The sequence below is a fragment of the Alistipes sp. genome (genome assembly GCF_048465575.1).
Lineage (GTDB): Bacteria > Bacteroidota > Bacteroidia > Bacteroidales > Rikenellaceae > Alistipes.
In genome coordinates, this window is record NZ_DBFWLG010000005.1 from 98,148 (window position 1) to 119,596 (window position 21,449).

At 62.1% G+C, this 21,449-nt stretch carries 20 protein-coding genes and 1 tRNA gene; 13 read left to right on the forward strand and 8 right to left on the reverse strand.

The genetic code is table 11. From position 1 onward, the window contains the following. Window positions 1-40: 40 nt before the first annotated feature. From ACMQ11_RS01225 to ACMQ11_RS01235, 3 genes are all read right to left on the reverse strand, one after another. Entirely contained in the window at window positions 41-1,015 is a 975-nt protein-coding gene (locus tag ACMQ11_RS01225) for a hypothetical protein (RefSeq protein WP_418990838.1), read from the reverse strand. Window positions 1,016-1,045: 30 nt separating this feature from the next. Beyond that, window positions 1,046-2,050 carry a Holliday junction branch migration DNA helicase RuvB gene (gene ruvB / locus ACMQ11_RS01230; RefSeq protein ID WP_418990839.1) on the reverse strand — a complete coding sequence of 335 codons (1,005 nt, stop codon included), beginning with the start codon at window positions 2,048-2,050 and terminating at the stop codon, window positions 1,046-1,048. Between the two features lie 122 nt (window positions 2,051-2,172). Continuing rightward, window positions 2,173-2,865: a hypothetical protein gene (locus ACMQ11_RS01235; protein ID WP_418990840.1), complete on the reverse strand. Its 693-nt coding sequence runs from the start codon at window positions 2,863-2,865 to the stop codon at window positions 2,173-2,175. A gap of 140 nt (window positions 2,866-3,005) precedes the next feature. Between ACMQ11_RS01235 and ACMQ11_RS01240 the strand changes: the two genes are divergently transcribed. After that, window positions 3,006-3,560: an RNA polymerase sigma factor gene (locus ACMQ11_RS01240; RefSeq protein WP_418990841.1), complete on the forward strand. Its 555-nt coding sequence runs from the start codon at window positions 3,006-3,008 to the stop codon at window positions 3,558-3,560. After that, entirely contained in the window at window positions 3,557-4,810 is a 1,254-nt protein-coding gene (locus tag ACMQ11_RS01245; RefSeq protein WP_418990842.1) for a hypothetical protein, read from the forward strand. Before ACMQ11_RS01240 ends, ACMQ11_RS01245 begins: the two co-directional genes overlap by 4 nt. A 213-nt stretch (window positions 4,811-5,023) precedes the next feature. On the opposite strand, the gene ACMQ11_RS01250 is transcribed toward ACMQ11_RS01245, so the two are convergent. After that, window positions 5,024-5,098, reverse strand: a tRNA-Arg gene (locus ACMQ11_RS01250). A 43-nt stretch (window positions 5,099-5,141) separates the two neighbouring features. Between ACMQ11_RS01250 and ACMQ11_RS01255 the strand changes: the two genes are divergently transcribed. Genes ACMQ11_RS01255 through ACMQ11_RS01280 form a run of 6 tightly spaced genes read left to right on the forward strand, consistent with a single transcriptional unit; the run spans window position 5,142 to window position 9,920 of the window. Then, window positions 5,142-5,771 (forward strand): hypothetical protein, encoded by a 630-nt coding sequence (locus ACMQ11_RS01255; protein WP_418990858.1) that lies wholly within the window; start codon window positions 5,142-5,144, stop codon window positions 5,769-5,771. Window positions 5,772-5,775: 4 nt separating this feature from the next. Continuing rightward, window positions 5,776-6,372, forward strand: a complete 597-nt coding sequence (locus ACMQ11_RS01260; protein WP_418990843.1) for a riboflavin synthase — start codon at window positions 5,776-5,778, stop codon at window positions 6,370-6,372. A gap of 2 nt (window positions 6,373-6,374) precedes the next feature. Further along, on the forward strand, window positions 6,375-7,421 hold the full coding sequence (locus ACMQ11_RS01265; protein WP_418990844.1) for a sensor histidine kinase: 1,047 nt from the start codon (window positions 6,375-6,377) through the stop codon (window positions 7,419-7,421). 20 nt (window positions 7,422-7,441) lie between these two features. Then, window positions 7,442-8,314, forward strand: coding sequence for a prolipoprotein diacylglyceryl transferase (gene lgt / locus ACMQ11_RS01270; RefSeq protein ID WP_418990845.1), 873 nt, complete (start codon window positions 7,442-7,444; stop codon window positions 8,312-8,314). Beyond that, window positions 8,311-9,429, forward strand: a complete 1,119-nt coding sequence (locus ACMQ11_RS01275) for an SPOR domain-containing protein (protein WP_418990846.1) — start codon at window positions 8,311-8,313, stop codon at window positions 9,427-9,429. Before lgt ends, ACMQ11_RS01275 begins: the two co-directional genes overlap by 4 nt. Next, on the forward strand, window positions 9,429-9,920 hold the full coding sequence (locus ACMQ11_RS01280; RefSeq protein ID WP_418990859.1) for a GtrA family protein: 492 nt from the start codon (window positions 9,429-9,431) through the stop codon (window positions 9,918-9,920). Before ACMQ11_RS01275 ends, ACMQ11_RS01280 begins: the two co-directional genes overlap by 1 nt. 49 nt (window positions 9,921-9,969) lie before the next feature. Here the strand turns inward: ACMQ11_RS01280 and ACMQ11_RS01285 are convergent, their stop codons facing one another. After that, window positions 9,970-10,308, reverse strand: a complete 339-nt coding sequence (locus ACMQ11_RS01285; protein WP_418990847.1) for a TIGR04076 family protein — start codon at window positions 10,306-10,308, stop codon at window positions 9,970-9,972. A gap of 41 nt (window positions 10,309-10,349) precedes the next feature. Then, the gene (uvrB, locus tag ACMQ11_RS01290; protein ID WP_418990848.1) at window positions 10,350-12,401 is read right to left on the reverse strand and encodes an excinuclease ABC subunit UvrB; all 2,052 of its coding nucleotides are present in this window, start codon (window positions 12,399-12,401) and stop codon (window positions 10,350-10,352) included. 187 nt (window positions 12,402-12,588) lie between these two features. Here uvrB and dnaG point away from each other — a divergent pair, with 187 nt between their 5' ends. The 5 genes from dnaG (at window position 12,589) to ACMQ11_RS01315 (ending at window position 17,446) form a co-directional block, all read left to right on the forward strand. After that, window positions 12,589-14,556, forward strand: a complete 1,968-nt coding sequence (gene dnaG / locus ACMQ11_RS01295) for a DNA primase (protein WP_418990849.1) — start codon at window positions 12,589-12,591, stop codon at window positions 14,554-14,556. 174 nt (window positions 14,557-14,730) lie between these two features. Further along, entirely contained in the window at window positions 14,731-15,189 is a 459-nt protein-coding gene (gene smpB / locus ACMQ11_RS01300) for an SsrA-binding protein SmpB (RefSeq protein ID WP_418990850.1), read from the forward strand. Between the two features lie 138 nt (window positions 15,190-15,327). Next, entirely contained in the window at window positions 15,328-16,116 is a 789-nt protein-coding gene (locus ACMQ11_RS01305; protein ID WP_418990851.1) for a Cof-type HAD-IIB family hydrolase, read from the forward strand. Between the two features lie 15 nt (window positions 16,117-16,131). Further along, window positions 16,132-16,839: a tRNA (adenosine(37)-N6)-threonylcarbamoyltransferase complex dimerization subunit type 1 TsaB gene (gene tsaB, locus ACMQ11_RS01310; RefSeq protein ID WP_418990852.1), complete on the forward strand. Its 708-nt coding sequence runs from the start codon at window positions 16,132-16,134 to the stop codon at window positions 16,837-16,839. Window positions 16,840-16,897: 58 nt separating this feature from the next. Beyond that, complete coding sequence (locus ACMQ11_RS01315) at window positions 16,898-17,446, forward strand: hypothetical protein (protein ID WP_418990853.1); 549 nt, start codon at window positions 16,898-16,900, stop codon at window positions 17,444-17,446. Between the two features lie 44 nt (window positions 17,447-17,490). Here the strand turns inward: ACMQ11_RS01315 and ACMQ11_RS01320 are convergent, their stop codons facing one another. Together ACMQ11_RS01320 and ACMQ11_RS01325 are read right to left on the reverse strand one after the other, a co-directional pair. Beyond that, entirely contained in the window at window positions 17,491-20,103 is a 2,613-nt protein-coding gene (locus ACMQ11_RS01320) for a TIM-barrel domain-containing protein (RefSeq protein ID WP_418990854.1), read from the reverse strand. A 179-nt stretch (window positions 20,104-20,282) separates the two neighbouring features. Beyond that, the coding region (locus ACMQ11_RS01325) for a DNA recombination protein RmuC (protein WP_418990855.1) at window positions 20,283-21,449 on the reverse strand (1,167 nt) is incomplete at its 5' end.

Here is a 21,449-nt window from a genome sequence, read left to right on the forward strand (position 1 = left end):
GACAACGGACCACGGCGTGCAATTATTGCGCCCGAACGCCTCAGAAATAGAAACGCAGGCCCCCGTGGAGCGAGATGCGCGTGATCCCGGCTTTCTTGTCGGAGTAGTTTTGGGCCAGCTTGTCCATCGAACCGAACCGGGCACAGTAGACTCCCGTGCCGAGGTTGATGCCCAGGCCGCGGGCGATCTTGTACTCGATGCCCAGGTTGACGTGGTAGCCGAATCCTCCGACCTTGGCGGACAGCCCGTCGGTGCTTTCCCGGTAGATCACGTAGCCGACGCCGATGGATTCGTTGATGCTCCACCGCTCTGAAAGGGCCTGCCGCAGCACGAACTCCGGAGCGAAATAGTGGAGCCGTATCCGGTCTTTTCCGTAGGTGAAGAGTTCCGCCGAGGCGTAGTAGCCCGAATAGCGCAGGCCGAAGCCGATGCCCCGGGCCGTATACTGGTAGCCGGCGTTGATGTCCAGCCCCCGTTTGGGATTGCCGCTCTTGAGGTTGCCGGTGAGAAATTCGCTGATAATGAATCCGCAGCCCGCATTGACGAAGAAATTGTTGCGGTACTCCGACTGCGCGCCCCGGCGGTTGCGGGCGTGGGGCGCATAGAGCGCCGTGAGGGCCTGCTGGCGGGCGAGGTTTTCGGCATAGTCGGCCCGGTAGAGCGAATCGGGCAGGGTGAGTATCTCGGCCGAAAGCTGGTGCCCCTGTCCCGGTCCGGCGGGAGTTTGGTGCCAGGTGATGTGCAGGCCGTTCCCGCCGGCGCGGTTGGTCTGGTTGCGGGCCAGTTGCATGGCTTCGTCGTAGTTGCAGCGCGCGGAGCCTTTTTCGTTTTTGATCAACAGGCCGCCGAGCACCCCGGCCGAAGCGGGGAGCGAGTCGGCGGGTTCGTAGACCAGCACCTCGGCGTTGGCTGCACGCGCGGGCAGGCGGGCCTGGAGCGAGGTGTAGATTTTCGGGGCGCATCCGGTGGCGACGAGCGGCAGTGCGGCCGCGAAGAGACGAAACAGTGGGTTCATATCGGGTTGGGTTTTGATGGTTGGCTTGGGTCAGAAGAGCGCCGCATCCGCGCGCGGAGGCGTGAATCCCAGGTGGCGGTAGGCCAACTCGGTGGCCTCGCGTCCGCGGGGCGTGCGCTTGAGGAATCCCTCCTTGATGAGGAACGGCTCGTATACCTCTTCGATGGTTCCGGCCTCCTCGCCGACGGCTGTGGCCACGGTGTTCAGCCCCACGGGGCCGCCGCCGAATTTCTCGATGATGGTGCCCAGAATCCGGTTGTCCATCCGGTCCAGACCGCGGGAGTCGATATTGAGAGCTGAGAGGGCGATGCGCGTAATTTCCAGATCGATGTGCCCCTCGCCCTTGACCTGCGCGAAATCGCGCACGCGGCGCAGCAGGGCGTTGGCGATGCGGGGCGTGCCGCGCGAGCGCAGCGCCACCTCGTGGGCCGCGTCGTCGTCGATCGATACGTCCAGGATGCGGGCCGAACGGCGGACGATACCCGCCAGCACGGGGGTGTCGTAATATTCGAGGTGGCACGTGATGCCGAAGCGCGCCCTGAGCGGCGAGGTCAGGAGACCGCTGCGCGTGGTGGCCCCGACCAGCGTGAAAGGGGCCAGTTCGATCTGGATCGAGCGGGCCGAGGGGCCTTTGTCGAGCACGATGTCGATCTTGTAGTCCTCCATGGCGGAGTAGAGGTACTCCTCGACGATGGGGCTGAGACGGTGTATCTCGTCGATGAAGAGCACATCGCCCGGGTTGAGGTTGGTCAAAAGACCCGCCAGGTCGCCCGGCTTGTCGAGCACGGGGCCCGACGTGACGCGCAACTGGGCCCCCATTTCGTTGGCCACGATGTTGGCCAGCGTGGTCTTGCCCAGTCCCGGAGGGCCGTGCAGCAGCACGTGGTCGAGCGAGTCGCCGCGCATGAGCGCCGCCTGGATGAAGATGCGGAGGTTCTCGACGATCTTCTCCTGCCCCGAGAAATTGGCCAACTCCTGCGGGCGGATTTTGTTTTCGAATTCGAGATCGCTCTCGGTGTTGCGGATGACAGACATAGGGCAAAGATAGGAAATGCCGGGTGGATCGCCAAATTTTTGGGTGCCGGATAAGCCCCTGCGGGCACAAAAAAATCCGGTCCGCAGGGGGTGCGGACCGGAAAGAGCGTTCGGATCGGGTTTTACTTGCCCAGATCGAATTTGAAATAGCGCGTGCCGTCGTTCATGGTTTCGAATTTCACGATAATGCCTTTCATGTCCTGCAACTCGGCCGTGAACTCCGTGAGGTTGAAAGTCATCCACTCGCTGACGGTCGTGCCCTGGGTATCGTCGCCCGTATCGTGACGCAGTTCGAGGTTGTAATAACCCGATTCCGTCATTTCGTACGATACGCCGGGAGTGTTGTTGCGCACGAGCGTGAAAGTATGCTTCTTGGCGTCGGAGGCGTTGAAGAGCAGGCTCAGGTTGAAATTGTAGCGCGTAGTGGGGCACCACTGATACGGAGTGGCCTTGGCATCTCCCAGGGCATCGAGCTGGTCATGGGTCGTGACCGTGGCGGTTTCGCCCATGCGGACGGTGGCGATTGCGTAGAGGGCGATGTTCAGGTCGAAGCCGTCGGCCGGCGTGTCGAGCTTGTTGTAGGTAAAGACAACGCGATCCCCGTTGTTGGGGGTGAAAGCGCCGATGCGCGTCTTGTCCGAGGGGTAGGCGCGCTGGCCGTTGTCGAGCGTGAAATAGTAGTCCGACGCGACGCCCATGACATGCACCGAACCCAGCGTGATGGCGCTTGCGTAGTCGCCGTTGTCGTCGTCGTTGCACGACGAAAGGGTAATTGCAGCCGCGGCCGCGAGGAGGAATAAACCGAATTTTTTCATTTTTAAACGAATTTTGTGTTATCTTTCACCCCAATAAACGTTCGTATTGCCGTTTTACTGCGTCGAGGTGAAAAAAAATTCGCAAAAGATGCAGTCTTTTCGTGTCGGCGTCATTTATATAACTGAACTCAAAGATGGGAATGGAGGAGCAGATACTGGCCGAGGGGTGCAGCAAGGGGGATGATACGGCCCGCCGCGAGCTGTACGACCGATACGCCGGCCGTCTGCTGGCCGTGGCGCTCCGCTATGCGGGCGACCGCGCCACGGCCGAGGACCTGATGCACGACGCGTTCCTCAAGATTTACGGCGCCGTCGGCCGCTTCTCCTACCGCGGACCCGGTTCGCTGAGGGCCTGGATGGAGCGCATCACCGTCAACGTGGCGCTCGAATGGCTGCGGAACCGCAACCGCCTGGGATGCGTGCCGCTGGACGAGGAGCGGAAGCTCCCCGAGGCGGTGGAACCCGCCTCGGAGGAGGTGGCCCGCATTCCGCAGGCGGAGCTCCTCGGCATGGTGGGCGAGCTGCCCGACGGCTACCGCGCGGTTTTCAACCTCTACTGCATCGAGGGGTATTCCCACCGGGAGATCGCCGAGATGCTGGGGATCAACGAGAAAAGCTCCTCGTCGCAACTGTTCCGCGCACGGGCGATGCTTGCACGCAAGATAAAGGCTTATTTGGATGCACATCGATTATGAAACAAGATAGAGACTGGACGCAACAACTGCGCAGCGCGCTTCGGGATGCCGAGCTTACGCCTCCGGAGGGCGGTTGGGAGCGGCTCGAACGCGCATTGCGCGCCGCTCCGCCGCCCCGAGCAATTCCGCTGCGCCGCTACGGGCTGCGGCTCGCGGCTGCGGCCGCTGTGCTGGTTCTGGCCTTTACGGGCGGGTTGCTGTGGCTCCCGGACAGGGAGTCGATTGAACGGGCTGGGGAGCTCCTCGCCGAATCGGTCGTCACGGGGAGCGCTGCAACAAACCCGGAAGCCGGGGGAGTATCTGCCGGCCGGGCATCGGACGACGGGGCTGGCGGTTCCACAGCCAAAACCGTCGACGCTCCCGCAACTCGGCATGCTGCGGGACTGTTGGCCGCGAACCGGACCGGGCGTTCATCGCAAGCGGTCGCTGCGTTTGCTCTGAGCGGTCCGGTTCCCGACCCGACTGCCGAGCGGGAAGCCGATCCCGAGGCTGTCACCGATCCGGAATCGCAGGACGGCGAGGCGCGGGATTCCCGCGCCGCAGCCGATGAACGGGCTGAGCGGCAATCGGCGGCAGCAGCCCGCTCCTCGCGTGCATCATTCGCGGGCGAACCGTTCGTGGCCCGGGCGCCGCTCCGCAAGCGGGCTTCGCTGGGGTTGTTCGCCGGGGGCGGCGTTGCGGGGAACGTCACCGGAATGGGCGGTCAGACCCGTGCCTACTCGATGATGGTTCCCTCGAACGACGCGGGCGGCGCCCTGCTCGTGCCCCGTTACGACTACCGCGAAGCCTCGTTCCGCCACCACCAGCCGCTCAGTTTCGGCCTTACGGTTCGTCGGCATTTCGCACACGGTCTTTCGCTCGAAAGCGGTGTGGTCTACACCTTGTTGCGCTCCGACGTGACGCTCCGGCCGGGGGCCGACGAACTGAGCCAGCGGCTGCACATGATGGGCATTCCCCTGCGGCTGAACTGGCAGTTTTTCGAACGCGGACGCTTCTCGTTATATATAGGTGCGGGCGGCATGGTCGAAAAATGCGTCTCCGCACGGCTGGGCTCCGACAAGTTGGACGAGTCGGGCGTCGAGTGGTCGGTAGCGGCTGCTGCGGGCGCACAATACCGTTTGGGGGGCCTTGTCGGGCTCTATTTCGAACCCGAAGGATCGTACTATCTGAACGAAACCCGGGCGCGTACGGCGCGCACCGAGTCGCCGCTGACGTTCACATTGCGTCTTGGCGTACGTCTTAATTTCTGATATTCACTGTTTTAATCCTTGCAGTCTGCCAAGAATAAGTCCGCACCTTGGGTGCGGACTGTTTTTGTTTTGGAACCGAAAATGCTATTAAAAGGCTTAAATGTGATATTTTTTGTTGTTGGAAAGAAATTTGTTATTATTTTTGTTGAATAAAAAGTTGTGCAGCCGTACCTATGAAAAAACACAAGCGCAGACTGCGCTGCACTTGTGTTCTGGTAGACCCGACGGGAATCGAACCCATATCGTAAGAACCGGAATCTTATATTCTATCCATTGAACTACGGGTCCGGGTGTGCAAAGATGCAAATTTTTTTTAAACGAAGCAACAAAAATGCAAGAAAAGCAGAATAATTGGCAAAGAATCGAGGCGGTGATCAAGTGGGCGAACATGTCTACCAACTATTTTGCCCGCTATATCGGCCTTGCGCGGGGCGAGAACCTCTATCAGATAAAACGCGGAAACAACGGCATTTCGCTCGATGTGGCCGACCGCATCGTCACCCGGTTTCCGCAGATCGACAAACTGTGGCTCTTGACGGGCGAGGGCCAAATGTTCGCCGACGAAGACCTGCGGGGAGCGCAGATCCCTTTTTATAACATCGATGTCGAACAGGGGATCGGCCTCATGGAGCACCTCGAGTCGCAAAGTTCGCTGATTATTCCCCAGCTGGGCGACTGCGACCTGGCGATGACCTATACGGGACGCGCGATGGGGGAGATGGTCCCTTCGGGCACGATCGTGATTTTGAAAAAGGTGGACCGGGAGGCGATTATTCCCGGCGAAGAATATGTGATTGTCAGCCGAAAAATTGTAACTTTGCGCATAGTACGTGTCGCCGAGGGGGAGCAAACGCTGCGCCTGGTGGCCGGCGATCGGGAGAATTACGACGATATTCTTCTGAACGCCAACGATATAGTGTCGTTGTACAAAGTCAGGGGAAAGTTGATAATTAACAATTGAACGTATGTTTTCAGGCATTGTGGAATGCACGGCCGAGGTCGTGGCGATCCGTGCGGACCGCCAAAACAAGGATTTTACGCTGCGCGCGGACTTTGCGCGGGAGTTGAAAATCGACCAGAGCATAGCACATAACGGCGTTTGTTTGACAGTTGTGGACATCGCGGGCGACACCTACACCGTAACGGCGATGAAAGAGACGCTCGAGCGGAGCAACCTGGGCGCACTGCGCGTGGGCGATCTGGTCAACCTCGAACGGTCGATGAAACCCGATGCACTGCTCGACGGCCACATCGTGCAGGGACACGTCGACCAGACGGCGGTCTGCACCGCAAGGGAGGATGCCGATGGCAGCTGGTATTTTACGTTCGAATACCAACCGCAGGGCGGCGGGCTGTGTACGGTCGAGAAAGGTTCGGTGGCGGTCAACGGCGTGAGCCTTACGGTCTGCGACTCGAAACCGGCGTCGTTCCGCGTGGCCATCATTCCCTACACCTACGAGCACACCAACTTTTGCCGCATCGAGCCGGGCTCGGTCGTCAACCTCGAATTCGACATCGTGGGCAAGTACATCGCCCGGCTGATGCAACAATACACCCGGTAACCATGGCAGTAAAGACGAAAGAGGGGGCCTCGCTGTGGATAGCCCTGCTGGCGACGGCGATTGTCGCCGTGACGATGACGCTGCTCGATGCGGTGTGGTGGACGACGCTCTCGGTGGCGGCCGGAGTCTTCGTGGTCGTGGCGCTGGTCTCGCTGTTCATCATTCGCAAGTATGTGGCTTACAAGCTCAAGCCCATCTACTCCATCGTCCTTTCGCGCGACGTCCACACCCAGGAGATTTTCTCCGAGCTCAAGGACAAACGCGTGGAGAACATCGGCGAGGAGCTCACGGCCTGGGCCGACACCAACGACCGCGAGATCGCCCGCCTCAAGGAGACCGAGCGTTTCCGCAAGCAGTACCTGGGCAATGTGGCGCACGAACTGAAAACGCCGATCTTCAACATCCAGGGCTACATTTCGACGCTGCTCGACGGCGGGCTGGAGGACGAACTGATCAACCGCAAGTACCTCGAACGGGCCGAGAAGAGCATCGACCGCCTGATCAACATCGTCAACGACCTGGACACCATCTCCAAGCTCGAAAGCAACATGAACCGGCTCGAACTGGAGAAATTCGACATCGTGGCGCTGGCCCGCGAGATCGCCGAGCAGGCCGAGATGGAGGCCGACAAAAAGGGGATCAAAATCACGGTCAAGGGGGCCGAGAACCTGCCGTCGCCTTTCTGGGTGCTGGCCGACAAACACTACATCGGCCAGGTCTTCGTCAACCTGATTATCAATTCGATCCGCTACGGCAAGGAGGGCGGACAGACGCGCATCCGCTTCCGCGACATGCTGGACAAGATTCTGGTCGAGGTCGAGGACAACGGCCAGGGCATCGCCAAGGAGGACCTGCCGCGCGTCTTCGAACGCTTCTACCGCACCGACAAGGGCCGCTCGCGCGAGCAGGGCGGCACGGGGCTCGGGCTGGCCATCGTCAAACACATCGTCGAGGCCCACGGAGAACGCATCTCCGTGCGCAGCGAACCCGGCGTGGGCAGCACGTTCTCGTTCACGCTCAAAAAGGTGAGCCTCCAGGAGATCAAATAACTACTTATCCCGCATTCGTTATGATTCTACCGCTGAGCATCGTCTGGGATTTCAATCCGGTCCTTTTCCGCATCGGAGGGCTCGACATCCGCTATTACGGACTTATGTGGGCGCTGGCGATTCTGATCGGCGCCAAGTTCTTCGATAATTTTTGCAAACGCGAGGGCCTGCCGCCGAAAGTCTCGGAATCGATATTCCTCTACGGCACGCTGGCCACGATCCTCGGCGCGCGGCTGGGGCATTGCCTTTTCTACGACACGATGGACTACCTGCGCCAGCCGTGGACCATCATCACGGGGTTCCGCGACGGCGGCATGGCCAGCCACGGCGCTGCCATCGGCCTGTTGATCGGTCTGTGGCTCTTCTCGCGCAAGAACAAACTGCCCTATATCTGGTCGCTGGACCGCATCATGATTCCCGTGGGGATCGGCGGGGCCATCGTGCGGCTGGGCAACCTCTTCAATTCGGAAATTTTCGGCACCGCGACGACCCTGCCGTGGGGCTTCGAGTTCATCCGCTCGCAAAAGTGGCTCAAAGAGTTCGCACCGGCCGCCGTGCATCCGACGCAGATTTACGAGGCGCTCTGTTACCTCCTGACGTTCGGCATCCTCTGCTGGCTCTATTACCGCCGGGACCTGGCGCGCCGCCGCCCGGGCATCCTCTTCGGCATCGGGCTGATCGGCGTGTTCCTCACGCGCTTCTTCATCGAGTTCATCAAGACCGAGCAGGTAGCGTTCGAGCAGGGTTGGGCGCTTGATATGGGCCAGTGGCTGAGCATTCCGTTCATCGTGCAGGGTATCTGGATGATCTGGCGGGGCATGACGCAGCCGGAGATCGTTCCGGCTCCGGTTCGCAGGCCCGCGGCCACGCAACCCGAAAAGAAAAAACGATGAGCAGCTATCCGATGGTCGACGAGGTGAACCGCCTGGTGGGCAACCTGCTCGCCGGCGGCAGCGAGGTGTGCCTGCCCGGGGTGGGAACGCTCGGCACGGTGCGGCGTCCGGCGCAGCGGCTTTCCCGTCGCAAGGTCGTGCCGCCCGGCCGCGAGGTGACGTTCAGCTCGCAGGAGCTGGGCGTGGCGCTTCCGCTGGCGATCGCCTCGGCCGCCCGTTGCGGCACGGAGGAGGCCCGCGCCATCTACGAGCGCTGGCTGGAGCGCACGTATGCCGACCAGGTGCTGACTATCGAGGGGATCGGGGTGCTCCGGTTCAAACATTTCACGCCCGATCCGGCTTTCGAAGCCAGGCTGAACCCCGCAGGCCGCCAGCCCGTGCGCATCCGCAGTGCGCGCCGTTTCGACTGGGCCATGTGGGTGGGAAGTGCCGCCATCGTGATCGCCCTCTTCTTCGGTGGACGCGAATTTCTGATGCTCTATCCCGACGAGGAGCTCTTGTCCGGGACCGAGTTACTCGCGGAGAACGGCTCCGAAGAGCTGCCCGATGCCCTTGCCGTGGCGGAACCCGTCGTGCCGGAGGGTGTCGGAGCGGGTGCGACCGCAGCAGGGATGAAAGACCCGGCAGTTGCAGGGAACGAAAATTCCGCAGCCCTTCCGAGCGGTGCCGAATCCCCCGCGAACGTTGCGGACGCTCAATCCTCCACGACCCTGGCAGAGACACAATCCGCCGCGACCGTTTCCGGGACGCAATCCGTTTCGAATGTTTCGGGAGAGCAATCCGCGGCAACCGGGTCCGGAACGGCGGCTGCAACCGCATCCGGTGGCGCCGCTTCGGTCCGAACCGCCGGCCCGTCCGCTCCCTCGGAGGCGCCCGCCGCGTTGACCTCCGGCCGGTATTACGTCGTGCTGGGAGTTTTCAGCACCCCGGAAAACGCCGCACGGGCCGTTTCGCAGGCTGCGAAAAGGGTATCCGACACGGATTACGGCATCTATCGTTTCGGCAGTAAATTCATGGTCTCGGCTTTCGAAGCCGCCGACGCGGCGGCCTGTGCGGAGTTCATCCGACGATACCGCGACACGTTCCCCGATCTGTGGACCTATCGCGCCCGCTGATGCGTTTTTCGGAGTGGATAATCCGTGCGATCGACTGGTTCTATATCCCGCCCGTCGCTGCCATCCTGCCACGCCAGACGTTCCGCTATGCAGTTTGCGGCGGACTGAACTACCTGGTGCTCAATCCGCTGCTCTACTTTCTGATCTATAATTTCATTATCTGCCACCGCTATTTCGATCTGGGCATCGTGGTGCTGTCGCCCCACATCGCTGCGCTGATCGTCGTCTTTCCGGTGATCTTCTTCACGGGCTTCTGGCTCAACCGCAACGTGACGTTCCTCCGTTCGCCCGTCCGCACGCGCACGCAACTGGTCCGCTATGCGCTCTCGATCGCGGGGTCGGTCCTCCTGACCTATGCGGGGATGAAATTCTTTGTCGAGGTGTGCGGTATCTGGCCCACGCCGTCCAACGTGCTTACGACGCTCCTTACGACCGTTTACAGCTATTTCGCAGCCAAGTATTTTTCGTTCCGCCACGCCGCGCGGGAGTGATCGCGTACGAACCGACCGATGCCGCGCAGGTGCAGCCGATGACAAGGGTTTATCGCACCGGCTCGTAGTCGATCTCGGCCTCCTCGTCGGTGCGCTCGATCTTCATGATGACGGGCCGCAGGCCGTCGTTGCACGAGCAGACTGCCACGCCCTCGCGGTCGATCCAGTCGCCGAAATAGAACTTTCCGGCGCCGTGCGCAAGCGCGAAGACATATTGGTAGACGGCTTTCCACGCCTCGTCGCAGAAGCCCTCGGGCTTGGCGTAGTCGGCGTAGAAGACCTGTCCCCGGCGCATCATCGGGCATGGGCCCAGTCCGGGAGCGCCGTACTCCCGGGCCAGCTCTTCATCGAGCGTGGTTTTGAGGATGGTGATCTTGCAGCGTTTCATTGCATGGGGTTTTAACCGCGGCGGCCGGTGCCGCCTCGGGATTATCGGTTGTTCTCGTCCCGGAGCTTCTGCAACTCGTACATCCGGTCGCGGAACCGTGCCGCGGCGAGGAAATCGAGCGACTTGGCGGCCCGCTCCATCTCCTCGCGCGCCTTGTCGATCAGTGCGTCGAGGTTCTCGCCCAGGCGGCTGTCGGCAGCCGAATAGCCTTTTCCCACATCCGCCGCCACGGCATAGTGGTCCTCCAGAATCGGGTAGACGGTCGTGTCGGGCATGTCGGCATGGCCGCCCAGCAGGGCGCTCGGGCCCGTGCCGCTCTTCTGGGCCCGGCGGGGCAGCATCGCGTGCTCCATGTTGTAGCGGACCTGAATCTCGCGGCGGCGGTTGCTCTGCTCGATGGCGTAGCGCATCGAGTCGGTGCAGGTGTCGGCATAGAGGATGACGTTGCCCTGAGAATGGCGAGCGGCGCGGCCCGCAATCTGCGTGAGGGACCGAACGTTGCGCAGGAATCCCTCCTTGTCCGCGTCGAGGATGGCCACCAGCGCCACCTCCGGGAGATCCAGCCCTTCGCGCAGCAGGTTCACGCCCACCAGCACGTCGAAAAGTCCGTTGCGCAGGTCTTCGAGAATCTGGATGCGTTCGAGCGTGTCCACGTCGGAGTGGATGTAGCGGTTGCGCACGCCCACGCGGTCGAAATATTTCGAAAGTTCCTCGGCCATGCGCTTGGTGATCGTCGTCACGAGCACCTTGTCGTCCTGCCTCACGCGCCGGTCGATCTCCTCGATCAGGTCGTCGATCTGGTTGAGCGTCACGCGCACCTCCAGCGGCGGGTCCACCAGCCCCGTGGGGCGGATGAGCTGCTCGGCGACGATCCCCTCGCTCTTCATCAGCTCCCAGTCCGCGGGCGTGGCGCTCACATAGATCGAGGTGCCCTGCAACTGTTCGAATTCCGAAAACGTGACCGGCCGGTTGTCGCGGGCCGCGGGGAGCCGGAATCCGTACTCCACCAGGTTCTCCTTGCGCGCACGGTCGCCGCCGAACATGGCGTGGACCTGCGGCAGGGTGACGTGGCTCTCGTCCACGACCATCAGGTAATCCTTGGGGAAATAGTCGATCAGGCAGAACGGCCGCGTGCCGGCCGCGCGGCCGTCGAAATAGCGCGAATAGTTTTCAATGCCGGGGCAGTAGCCCAGTTCCTTGATCATCTCGAGGTCGTACTCCACGCGCTGCTTGATCCGCTGCGCCTCCATCGGGCGGCCTGCGCGCTCGAAGAACTCGACCTGCTTGCCCAGATCGAGGTAGATCTGCTGCACGGCGGCGTGGATGCGTTCGCGGGTGGTGACAAAGAGACTGGTGGGGTAGAGCGTCAGCTCGTCGAGCGTGTGGATGCGCTGCCCCGTCACAGGGTCGATGGTCTGAATGGCCTCGACCTCGTTGTCGTAGAACATCACGCGGAAGCACTGGTTGCCGAACTCGCCGAATGCGGCCATGATGTCCACCGTATCGCCGTTCACGCGGAACGTCGCCGGTTCGAGGTCCCGCTCCGTGCGGGTGTAGAGCCCCTCGACCAGCTTGTAGAGAAAGTGCTTGTAGCTGATGATCTGCCCGACTTTCACATGGATGGCCGTGGCATGGAAATCCGCCGGGTTGCCCGCGCCGTAGAGACACGAAACGCTCGATACGACGATCACATCGCGGCGGCCCGAGAGCAGCGTGGCCACGGTGCTCAGCCGCATCTTCTCGATCTCGGCGTTGATCGAGAGGTCCTTTTCGATGAACGTGTCCGACGACGGCAGGTAGGCCTCCGGCTGGTAGTAGTCGTAGTACGAAACGAAATACTGCACGGCATTCTCCGGAAAGAAATTGCGGAACTCGCCGTACAACTGCGCCGCGAGGGTCTTGTTATGGCTCAGCACCAGCGTCGGACGGTTCAGCTCGGCGATGACGTTGGCCACGGTGAACGTCTTGCCAGAACCCGTCACGCCGAGCAGGGTGTTGTGCTTCGAGCCGTGGCGGATCGAGCCGACTAACTGCGCGATCGCTTCCGGCTGGTCGCCCATCGGGGCGTATTCCGATACGAGTTTGAAATCCATAGTACAAAGGTAATCAAAATTCAGCATTCTCAATTCAAATCTGTGGATACCGACCGGTTGTTCAAATGGACGGCATACCGCTCTTCAAACGCCCGACAGGCCCTCGATCGTGTGCTCGTGCAATCGTGCAGGGAAAAATTTTTGGATTGTGAATTCCGTATTGTGAATTCTTCGTACCTTTGCACATATGATCGACCGGGAAACAGTAGACCGCATTTACGCCGCCGCCAATATCGTGGATATTGTCGGTGAATACGTCACGCTCCGGCGCAAGGGCGTCAATTACCAGGCCTGCTGTCCGTTCCACAACGAAAAGACCCCGTCGTTCGTGGTCTCCCCCTCGAAAGGGGTCTACAAGTGTTTCGGCTGCGGCAAGGGCGGCAATGCCGTGACGTTCCTCATGGAGCACGAGAGCGTCACCTACCCCGAGGCGCTGAAGATGGTGGCCAAGCGCTACGGCATCGAGGTCCGCGAAAAGGAGATGACCGAGGAGGAGGTGCGCCGCAACGACGACCGCGAGTCGATGTTCGCCCTGAACGGCTGGGCGGCGGACTATTTCGCCGACTACCTCCTCAACCGGACCGAGGGGCAGAGCGTGGGGCTGACCTATTTTCGCCAGAAGCGCGGCATGACCGACGCCACGATCAAGAAATTCGGACTGGGTTTCTGCCCGGCCAAGGGGGACCGCATGTCGCAGGACGCGCTTGCGGCCGGGTACAAGGAGGAGTTCCTCGTCTCGACGGGTCTCTCGCTCAAGAGCGACCGCGACGGCTCGCTCTTCGACCGTTTCCGCGACCGGGTGATCTTCCCAGTCCACAACATCTCGGGCCGCATCGTGGCATTCGGCGGCCGTACGTTGCGCACCGACAAGCAGGTGGCCAAGTACCAGAACTCGCCCGAAAGCGAGATTTACAGCAAGAAGCGCGAGTTGTACGGCCTCTATTTCGCCAAGAAAGCCATCCAGCAGCTCGATTATGCCATTCTGGTCGAGGGCTATACCGACGTGATCTCGATGCACCAGGCCGGGGTCGAGAATGTCGTCTCGTCGTCCGGCACGTCGCTCACCACCGAGCAGATCCGCCTGCTGAACCGCTTCACGAAGAACATCACGGTGATCTACGACGGCGACTCGGCGGGTATCCACGCGTCGCTGCGCGGGATCGACATGATCCTCAAGGAGGGGATGAACGTGCGCGTGGTGCTGCTCCCCGAACCCGAGGACCCCGATTCGTTCGCCCGCAGCCACACGGCCGATGAGTTGCAGGAGTATATCCGCCGGAACGAGCAGGATTTCCTGGCTTTCAAGGCGCGGCTGCTGCTCGAAGACGCCAAGGGCGACCCGATCCGGAAAGCGGCCCTGATCGGCGACATGGTGCAGTCCGTGGCGCAGATTCCCGATCCGATCCAGCGTTCGGTCTATATCAAGGAGTGCGCGCGGATCATGGACATCGACGAGCAGATCCTTATTTCGGAGGTCGCCCGCAAGCGCATGGCCTCGACGGGCGACCGCGAGGCGGACGATTTCGTGCGGCGCCAGACGGCCCTGCGGCGCGAGGAGGCGCGGCCCGAGACGGAGTTCGTCCAGCGGGTCGAGGCCGGCAGCAGCACCGAGGCCCTCGAGCGGGAACTGGTCAAGTACCTGCTGAAATACGGCCACTGCTCGTTCGATTTCAAGGAGGGCCGGACGATGGTCCCGTGCAACGTCGCGGAGGTAATCTTCGCCGAACTGGACGAGGATAACCTCACGTTCCTCAACCCGCTCTACAACCAGCTGCTCGCCACCTACCGCGAACAGTGGCGCATCGCGGGACGGGGCGTGGAGATTCCGCCGTACCATTTCATCAACCACCCCGACCCCGAGGTGTGCAACGTCTCGGTGGACATACTGACCGGAGACGACATGTACGTGGCCAGCGAGCTGTGGCGGCGCAAGGACATGCACGTCGAGACCGACGAGGAGATACTGGCCGTGGGAGTTCCCAAGGCCGTGACGCTCTACAAATCCAAGGTCATCGAGCGCTTTATCCGCGAGTGGCAGGCCAAACTCACGGACGAGCGCACCGAGGAGGAGGAGTGCGAAGTCATGCAGCGGCTTTCGGCGCTCAACAAGGCCAGGGTGGCTTTAGCCCATAAATTGCAACGGTTGATCTTGTAGTGAAAAAAGGGGTGGGTCTCGTGTCGTACACGCATCACTGCGCATACCGTGTGCAAACAGAAAATAAACAGAAAGATGTGTAAAACATATCAAAGATAAAAGAATTGGTTACCTTGACCGATTCCCACCCCTGCGAAAGAAATTCGCAATATTTATGCCGTTTTTGAACAGACGATGGAACAAAAGAAGATAAATATCCGGAACAAGCGCGCCACTTTCGACTATGAGATTCTCGAAGAGTGGGTTGCGGGCATCGTGCTCGCCGGAACGGAGATCAAGTCGATCCGGGCCGGCAAGGTGTCGATGACCGACTCCTACTGCTATTTCGAGCAGGGAGAGTTGTGGATTCGCGGCGTCAACATCGCCGAGTACGCCTGGGGCACGTGCAACAACCACACCCCGCGGCGCGACCGCAAGCTGCTGCTCACCCGCCGCGAACTGGAGAAGCTGCGGCGCGAGGGGCAGGACCGCGGCCTGACGATCGTGGGGCTCAGGCTCTTCCTCAACGAGCGCGGTCTAGCCAAGGTCGTTGTCGGTCTGGCTCGCGGCCGCAAGTCCTACGACAAGCGCGAGTACCTCAAGGAGAACGACGCGCGCCGGGAGATGGACAAGGCGATGAAGAACCACCGGTGACTGGTCGTGATGACGGCGAACTCCGGCACTTCCCTCGCCGGCTTCGACAGTCGCATACGCAGGTATGCTCCTGCCTCGCCGACTTTGCGAAGCACCGGATTTCATCCGTCCTGACGACCAATTTGTGACAGATACACTATGGAAAACAACACAATAAAAGCCCTTTTTCTCGACGTGGACGGCACGCTGGTGAGTTTCCGCACGCATCGTGTGCCCGCTTCGGCGCGCGAGGCGCTTCTCAGGGCGCATGAGCGGGGTGTACGGCTCTTCATCGCCACCGGACGCGCCGCCGCCGACCTGGAGATTCTCGAAGGAATACCCTACGACGGCATCGTCGCCCTGAACGGCTCGGAGTGCGTGCTGCGCGGCGGCGAGGTCGTGGCGCGTCATCCGATTCCGCGCGCCGCCTTCGAACGGGCCATGCGGTTGTCGGACGAATACGGTTTCTCGCTGGCGTTCGAGCTCGACGAAGGGCTCTTCGTCAACCGCCTTTCGCCCGCGGCCGAGGAGTGGGCCCGCATGGTGGCCCATCCGGTTCCGGTCGAAGCGGACCTCCGTAAGCTGTACGAGAGCTGCACGTGCTGCCAGATGTGCTTCTTCTTCGATCCCGAAACCGAGCGCCGGGTCATGCCCGAACTGCCCGAACTGGTGGCCGCCCGCTGGTGTCCGGTCTTTGCCGACATCAACGTGCGGGGCGTGGACAAGGCGACGGGCATGGCGGAATTCGCCGCCCGCTTCGATTTCGGCGTGGACGAAACGATGGCTTTCGGCGACGGCGGCAACGACGCGGCGATGCTGCACGCTGCGGGAGTGGGCGTGGCGATGGGCAATGCCTGCGCCGAAGCGCTCGCTGCGGCCGACTACGTCACCGCGTCGGTGGACGATGACGGTCTGAAAAAAGCGATGGAACATTTCGGTGTGATCTGAACAAAAAAGATAACTATGAGCCTGATACTCTGTATCGAAACCGGCACGGACATCTGTTCCGTAGGTATCGCCCGCGACGGGGAACTGATCTCCCTGCGCGAGAGCGACGAAGGGCGCGACCACGCCCGCAAGGTCGGCGTGTTCGTCGACGAACTGTTGCGCGAGATGGACATTGCGCCCGACGAACTGGACGCTGTGGCCGTGGGCAAGGGCCCCGGGTCGTACACGGGGCTGAGGATCGGCGTCTCGTTCGCCAAGGGGCTGTGCTACGGGATCGGCAAGCCGCTTCTGGCCGTGGGGTCGCTCGATGCCCTCACCGAGGTGGCGTGCGAAGATTACGAGGCCGGGATTCTCGACGTGGACGATTGGGAGCGGGCGTGGCTCTGCCCGATGGTCGACGCCCGCCGCATGGAGGTCTACGCCCAGGTCTTCGATGCCGCAGGCGTGCCGCAGAGCCCCGTCACGGCGGAGGTCGTCGACCAAAACAGCTTCGCGGCGTTCCGCCACACCGGGCGTCCGTTCGTGGTCTTCGGCAGCGGCGCCCGCAAGTGCGCCGAACTGCTGCCCGACGCGGTGCAGGTCGAGGTCGCTCCCTCGGCCCGCGGACTGGCCCGGCTGGCCCAGGAGGCTTTCGATGCCGGCCGCACGGAGGACATCGCCTATTTCGAGCCATTCTACCTGAAAGATTTTGTGGTGACGACCTCGAAGAAAAAGTTGTTTTAGGAATTGTCGCCGTAGTAGGCCGTTTCGCCCGCTGTTCGCATCCGCCATCCGCACACCCATGACCGAAGAAGAACTCACCGCCCTGCTGCTCGGACGGTTTTCGCGCGATTTCGTCTCGCGCGTAGCCCGGCTGGTGCGCCTTGAAGCGGCTTTCGGAACCCTTTACGCCCTTGCCACGGGTGCACACGCGCACCTGCCGTCCGACCGGCGTCACAAGCTCCTTTTCCGAAGCGCTTGGGTCGCGGATACGCTCTATTTCGAAACCCCTGAGCTGCTCCGTCCTTACGCCGAACGCTTTTGTGCAACCGATTTTCCGGCCTGTACCGATCCCAGCGCCCGACGCCATTTCTCGAAGATCATGGCGCACCTGCTCGGGAGCTATCTACCCCCGCGGGACGTGCTCGACCGGATCGCCGAGGCCGCCGCCGAATGGGCCCTCGACCCGGAGGCGAAAGTGGCCGTGCGCATCGGTGCGGTCGAGGTGCTCGGCCGCTGCCGCGACCGGATCCCCTGGGTGCGGGACGCGTGGGACGACCTGCTGGCGGCGCTGGAAAATGAGGCCACGCCGGGTATCTCCAGCCGCCTGCGCAACAGTTGGAGGCGGTAGACGAAGAAGCCCGCGGCCTTTCGGGTCGCGGGCTTTTCTTGCGTCTATTCCAATCCGCCGATCTGCGCCCGGAGCCGCTCCTTGAACTCCGGCCCGATGATAGTCATCGCATCGGTCTTTTCGAACAGCGCGGCCCGGTTGCGGTCGTAGGCTGCGAGAAATTCGCGGATGCGCTGCGGTGCTTCGAGGATGAAATTGGGGCACTGCGAAACGCTGAGGTACTCCTTGGGCAGCATCAGATAGGTCTCGCCGAAGCGTCCCTGCTCGGTTTTGAACTCCACCGTGAGGTCCATGCAGCGCTTGAATACGCCGCTCTTGCCGTAGAGGTCGCTCTGGTGCGCCACGGCATGGTCGTCCAGCACGAGTTCCACCTCCAGCGCCCGGTCGCACGGAGCCTCTGCCACATGGACCACCGGCGCCAACGTATAGGCGTCGTAAGTCCACTGGCCGGCTTTCGGGAAGCGGGCATAGGGGTATTCGCGGCCGTCGACCAGCACCTTTTGCGGCGGGAACGTCGCCGGGAAACGCAGCTCCCACGAGCGGCTTGCGGAAGCCCCCTCGTAAGTGCCCTCGCGCGGTTCGATCCGGACCCGGAGGGTGTTTCCCTCCTGTCGTTTGGTGACCTGCGTGGTGGCATACGCGGTGGAGTAGGCACGGCTCGTGCCGTCGTCCTCGTAGTGGCGCAGGCGGCCGTCCGCCCCGGGGATAAAGGTCAGCACCAGCGTGTCGCACCGCTGCTGGAGGTTTCCGACGGTCGGCGGGTTCATCGGGATGATGGCGCCCGCGCGGGCATAATAGGGGTTCTCGGCAAGCGTGTAGCGGAGCGTCCGCACAGTGTCGCCCGTGTACATGGCGCCCGTCGCGCAGTCGTACCACTGCCCCTCGGGGAACCAGACGGTGCGTCGCGCCAGCCCCGTGGTGCGGTCCACAGGCTCCGTGACGGCCGTAGCCAGCAGGTCGTCGCCGAAGAGGAACTGCTCGGGGGCGTTGTATGCCTGCTCCTCTTCGGGCCAGTCGTAGTACATCGGACGGCACATGCCGATGCCCGTGTCGTAGTTTTCGCGCACAGCGTTATAGATATAGGGTGCGAGGGTATAACGCAGCCGGATGGCGTCGCGCATGAGGAAGAGGTGGTCCGGGAAGAGCCACGGGTAGCGTTCGATGCGCGGGTCCTTGGTCGAATGGGTCTTGAAGATGGGCGTGAAAACGCCGTATTGCAGCCAGCGGGTGTAGAGTTCCGGGTCGGTGTGTTGCTGCTCCCGGTGGAACATGTGTCCGCCGATATCGTGGCCCCAGTAGCCGTAGTTGACATTCGAAGCCGTAGCCGTGAAATAAGGCAGGTAGGCCAGCGTGGCCCACGTGGCGTAGGTGTCGCCCGAAAAGGCCAGCGGGTAGCGGTGCGAACCCAGGCCTCCCCAGCGGTGGTAGATGAAAGGCCGCTGCGCCGGGTGCTGCCGCTCGGCATGGCGGAAGAACGTGTGGTTGAGCCAGAACGTGTTGGAGAGCCCGGGGGTGAATTTCGACTCTTTCCACTGCTGCCAGTCGAGCCACCAGAAATCCACGCCGTCGCGCTCCATCGGGCCGAGCACGGTATCGAAATAGGCGTCGGCCCACTTTCGGTCGTCGATGGCAAAGGGGACGCTCTTGCCTTTCTCCTGCCAGCCGTAGGCGCTGACGAAATCGTCGTAGACCGCCTCGTAGGGCTGGATGCCCGATGCGGGGTGGAGGTTGAGGGCCACTTTCAGCTGCTCGGTCTCGGTCCACTCGAGAAAGTTGGCGGGCGAGGGGAAGAGCTCTTTCTGCCACGTATACCCGGTCCAGCCGATGCGCTGGTCGTATTCGTCCTTGGGCGAGTCCTTTCTGCGCAGCCCCCAGGTCTCGTGCCAGTCCATGTCGACGATCAGCACGTCGATCGGAATGTCCACCGACTTGAGTTTGGCGACCAGGTCGCGGAACTCGTTGTCCGAATATTGCCAGTAGCGGCTCCACCAGTAGCCCAGCGTATAGCGGGGCGGCATCGGCGCGCGGCCCGCCACGAGGGCATAGTCGGAGAGCGCCTGTTTGTAGTCGTGGCCGTGGGCGAAGAGGTAGAGGTCCTGCCGCTCGCCTGCGGGTCGCGCTTCGACCCACTCGCCCCACGCCGAATCGTCGGCAGCGAGCAGGTGCCTCCGGCTGTCGTCCACCACGGCCCATCCCGAGCGCGAGACGAGGCCCGGCTCCATCGGGTCTTTCAGGCGCGCGCCGTCGGCGCCGTCGAGCGTGCGGGAGGTGCCCATCAGGTTTTCGGGGTCCTCCATGCCGGGCGTCCAGACCGCCTTGCGGCCGTTGAGGAGAAACTCGACCCGCAGGTTCGCGTCGGAAAACCGTTCGCCCTTGAGGTAGGTGAGTTTCAGTGCCGGGGTGGTGATCGTCAGCCGGGTTTTCGTGTCGCGGACCTTGAAATCGGGAACGGGGGTCCGGCGGTTGACGAATGTCAGCGTCGCGCGGTCCTCGAAGCGGCCGTCGGCGCTCCACTCCATGCGCACGAGCTGCGGGGTCAGTACGGTGAAACGGGCGTTGCCGGACGTGACGACGGCGCGCTCGTCCGCGAGGGGGTTGTCGGCCAGTGCGGGCAGCATGCACCAGAGCGCGAGCAGGGAGAGTAGAATACGTTTCATAGAGGCAGTTTTGAGTTTGGACAAAGATACGATTTTAGCGACAAAACCCAAACTTTTCAGTGCGAATTTTCTTTCGAAACGAAATTTTCACAGTTTCGGTTGGAAATGATAGCGCCGGTATCACCCGCTTCGGCCGCATGTCAGGGCTTCAAGTCGTTGGCGACCCTCGGGACGACGATTCAAGCCGTCTCCTCGGGAAGCGTCGGCGGCGCGTCCTCTTCCGCTTCGGCGTCTTGGCCCGCCAGCTCCAGCGTGCGGGCCGCATGTTGGCGCCGGGTCTGGAGCCGCGCCGTGCGGCGCAACCGTTCGCCCACGCGGATGATGTTGTCGTTTCCGGTGCAGAGCCGCTTGTGGGCGTCCTCGTAGGCGTCGCGGGCCTTGTCGAGCGCCGTGCCGACGCCCTCGAGCGAGGCGGTGAATGCGACCAGTTGTTCGTAGAGCTTCAGCCCGCAGGCGGCGATCTCTTTCGTATTCTTGTCCTGGTCGTTGTATTTCCAGAGGTCCGCGACCAGCTTCAGCAGCGCAAAGAGGTTCGTGGGCGAGGAGATCACCACTTTTTTGTCGTAGGCGTCCGACCAGATCGTCTGATCGTTTTGCAGGGCCGCCAGAAACGCCGGCTCGTTGGGCACGAACAAGATGACGAAATCGGGCGAATTGACCAGCCGCTGGTACTCCTTGCGCCCCAGCTCGGTGACGTGCTGGCGGACCGAGGCCACGTGCGCAGCCAGGTGCCGCCGCCGCTCGGCCTCGCTTTCGGCCGCCGTGTAGGCGACGAAAGCCGTGAGCGAGACTTTCGAGTCGATGACGATCTCCTTTTTGTCGGGCAGGTGCAACACCACGTCGGGCCTCAGGTTGCGCCCCTCGGCGTCCTTGAGGTTGAATTGCGTTTCGTAGTGAATACCCTTGATAAGGGACGAACTGTCGAGGATCGTTTCGAGCAGCATCTCGCCCCAGTCGCCCTGCACCTTGGAGTTGCCTTTCAATGCGTTGGTCAGGTTGGTCGTCTCGGCGGTGATGCGGCGGTTGAGCTCCATGAGGTTCTTCAGCTCGTTTTTCAGCTCGCCCCGCTGTTCGTTCTCGTGGGAGTAGATGCGCTCGACGCGCTCGCGGAACTCCGTAATATTGACGCGGAACGGTTTCAGAAGTACGTCGAGCGCCTCGCGGTTGGTCTCCTTGAACGTGCGCGACTGCTCGCCCAGAATCTCGCTGGCCAGGTTTTTGAACTGGGCTCGCAGGGTCTCCTCCTCCTTTTCGCGGCGCGCCTTTTCGGCTTCGCGCTCCGCGGCGGTGCGCTCGCGCAGTGCGGCGATCTCGGCCGCGGCCGATGCCCGGGCGGCCGCCAGCTC

Bases quoted from the DNA above. Each gene is read 5' to 3' on its own strand.
- ACMQ11_RS01265 (WP_418990844.1), top strand. From the start codon at position 6,375: ATGGCAGTAAAGACGAAAGAGGGGGCCTCGCTGTGGATAGCCCTGCTG.
- ACMQ11_RS01240 (WP_418990841.1), top strand. From the start codon at position 3,006: ATGGAGGAGCAGATACTGGCCGAGGGGTGCAGCAAGGGGGATGATACG.
- ACMQ11_RS01285 (WP_418990847.1), bottom strand. From the start codon at position 10,308: ATGAAACGCTGCAAGATCACCATCCTCAAAACCACGCTCGATGAAGAG.
- dnaG (WP_418990849.1), top strand. From the start codon at position 12,589: ATGATCGACCGGGAAACAGTAGACCGCATTTACGCCGCCGCCAATATC.
- ACMQ11_RS01245 (WP_418990842.1), top strand. From the start codon at position 3,557: ATGAAACAAGATAGAGACTGGACGCAACAACTGCGCAGCGCGCTTCGG.
- ACMQ11_RS01275 (WP_418990846.1), top strand. From the start codon at position 8,311: ATGAGCAGCTATCCGATGGTCGACGAGGTGAACCGCCTGGTGGGCAAC.
- ruvB (WP_418990839.1), bottom strand. From the start codon at position 2,050: ATGTCTGTCATCCGCAACACCGAGAGCGATCTCGAATTCGAAAACAAA.
- ACMQ11_RS01305 (WP_418990851.1), top strand. From the start codon at position 15,328: ATGGAAAACAACACAATAAAAGCCCTTTTTCTCGACGTGGACGGCACG.
- uvrB (WP_418990848.1), bottom strand. From the start codon at position 12,401: ATGGATTTCAAACTCGTATCGGAATACGCCCCGATGGGCGACCAGCCG.
- ACMQ11_RS01320 (WP_418990854.1), bottom strand. From the start codon at position 20,103: ATGAAACGTATTCTACTCTCCCTGCTCGCGCTCTGGTGCATGCTGCCC.
- lgt (WP_418990845.1), top strand. From the start codon at position 7,442: ATGATTCTACCGCTGAGCATCGTCTGGGATTTCAATCCGGTCCTTTTC.
- ACMQ11_RS01280 (WP_418990859.1), top strand. From the start codon at position 9,429: ATGCGTTTTTCGGAGTGGATAATCCGTGCGATCGACTGGTTCTATATC.
- ACMQ11_RS01225 (WP_418990838.1), bottom strand. From the start codon at position 1,015: ATGAACCCACTGTTTCGTCTCTTCGCGGCCGCACTGCCGCTCGTCGCC.
- ACMQ11_RS01255 (WP_418990858.1), top strand. From the start codon at position 5,142: ATGCAAGAAAAGCAGAATAATTGGCAAAGAATCGAGGCGGTGATCAAG.
- ACMQ11_RS01260 (WP_418990843.1), top strand. From the start codon at position 5,776: ATGTTTTCAGGCATTGTGGAATGCACGGCCGAGGTCGTGGCGATCCGT.
- ACMQ11_RS01315 (WP_418990853.1), top strand. From the start codon at position 16,898: ATGACCGAAGAAGAACTCACCGCCCTGCTGCTCGGACGGTTTTCGCGC.
- smpB (WP_418990850.1), top strand. From the start codon at position 14,731: ATGGAACAAAAGAAGATAAATATCCGGAACAAGCGCGCCACTTTCGAC.
- ACMQ11_RS01235 (WP_418990840.1), bottom strand. From the start codon at position 2,865: ATGAAAAAATTCGGTTTATTCCTCCTCGCGGCCGCGGCTGCAATTACC.
- tsaB (WP_418990852.1), top strand. From the start codon at position 16,132: ATGAGCCTGATACTCTGTATCGAAACCGGCACGGACATCTGTTCCGTA.